Annotated in this window: 1 protein-coding gene; it reads right to left on the minus strand. The window is 59.5% G+C overall.

Features of this window, described 5'->3' with window-relative positions:
• Positions 1 to 171 precede the first annotated feature (171 nt).
• Complete coding sequence (locus FGQ61_RS09520) at positions 172 to 1572, minus strand: phosphoglucomutase/phosphomannomutase family protein (RefSeq protein ID WP_138375367.1); 1401 nt, start codon at positions 1570 to 1572, stop codon at positions 172 to 174.
• Between the last annotated feature and the right edge of the window lie 177 nt (positions 1573 to 1749).

The following is a 1749-nucleotide window of genomic DNA, read 5'->3' on the forward strand; positions in this document are numbered from 1 at the left end:
TTCCCGGTTCCACCGGGCCGCGCGGCAAGGAGATATATTGCCAGACCGGAGGGGCGCCGGGGGCGGGAATCTGGGCGTACACATTTCCTACACATCTTGTGATCCGACTAACGTTTGCCAGCCGTTAACTACCGCTCGCCGAGCATCTCTTTATATAAGGCAGTCTCATGGTTAAAGCGGATACGTCCCCCTAGCTAAAGCACAGCCAGCATCGAGCAACTCATCACGTTCTTCCACCGAGAACCCCTCGGCGTAGACGCGCACCACTGGTTCGGTCCCGCTAGGACGGACCAGCAGCCACGTGTCATCCTCGAATGACAGACGCAAGCCGTCCATATGACTAACGTTTTGCGGCACCTTGCCACAAATCGACTTGGGGTTTACGCCCGGCAGCAGGGTTCGTAACGTTTCGGCATCTTCGGCCTCAAGGCGCAAATCGCGTCGACCGTAACTCGTCTTACCAAAACTGTCCTCGAGTTGGTCGACCAGAACGCCCAAAGGCGCGTCCGTCTTTGCCATAAGCTCACACAGAATCAGACAGGCGAGGATTCCATCGCGCTCGGGCATATGCGCGGCGATGCCGATACCACCGGCTTCTTCGCCGCCCATGAGGACGCCGCCCTTCTTCATCTCCGCCGCTATATATTTGAAACCGACTGGTTTGACGGTCACGCGGCAGTCAAGCGCCTCGGCAATGCGACGCACGAGCGTCGAGCATGAAAGATTGACGACGACGCGCCCCTCCAAATTACGAAATTGAACCAAGTCGCCCAAAACGAGCGCCATGATCTGATGCGGATGTATATATCTGCCGCGCTCGTCAACCGCGCCGATACGGTCGGCGTCGCCGTCGGTCACCAGGCCAGCGCAAGCTCCGTCCTCGATAACCGTGCGCTCGCAAGCGTCCACCCACGGTTCAACGGGGTCGGGGCAGATATCTTCTTGGTCAGACGCCTGCCCGGCGTGAATCTCGTGCACCTCAACGCCAAGCTCGCGCAGCAAGTCGGCTAGATAGCCCTGGGCTGCGCCGCCCATGGGATCGACAACCACGCGCAAGTGCGCGGCGCGGATGGCTTCGGCATCGACAAACGATGCCACCGCCTGCATATAGTCAGGAATGATATCCGCGGTGCGATATTGCCCCTCGATCCCCATTGGCTCGGGAGCCATAGTCTCTTCGAGCTCTTCGATGACATCCTGGTTGGCGGTCGAGCCGTCACCCATGCGAATCTTGAGGCACAGATAGCCCTGCGGATGATGGGACCCCGTCACCATGAGCGCGCCGCACGCTTCACCGTCATAAGCCGCCGCCCACGTAAGGGCAGGGGTCGGGACAGGTCGCGAAGCGAGCACGGCGTCTAGCCCGTGCGCTGCTAGCACGCCCGCCGCAAGCTCAGCGAACTCGCGCGCCAGGGGCCGGGTGTCGAACCCTATATATACCGTTTTGCCCGGATTGGTCTTTTGCCATAACTCGCCGACGGCATCGGCGATACGGGCAACGTTATCGGCAGTGAAGTCCTCATCGACGCGAGCGCGCCAACCGTCAGTTCCAAAATGAATTATCGCGCACACGCGCAGACACCTCACAGTGTTTGGATCATGGTACGCATGGGGTATACCCGCAACATGCACTCGGCAACCTGCCGGCACCAGCATTCACCATTTGGGCAAATGCTGCCGAGGACATGCAAGCAATCAGAACCACCCTTAAAAAGGGTGGTTTGCTCTTAGGGTATAACCCACGGGCCC

It is taken from the genome of Collinsella aerofaciens, assembly GCF_005844325.1.
GTDB classification, from domain to species: domain Bacteria; phylum Actinomycetota; class Coriobacteriia; order Coriobacteriales; family Coriobacteriaceae; genus Collinsella; species Collinsella aerofaciens_G.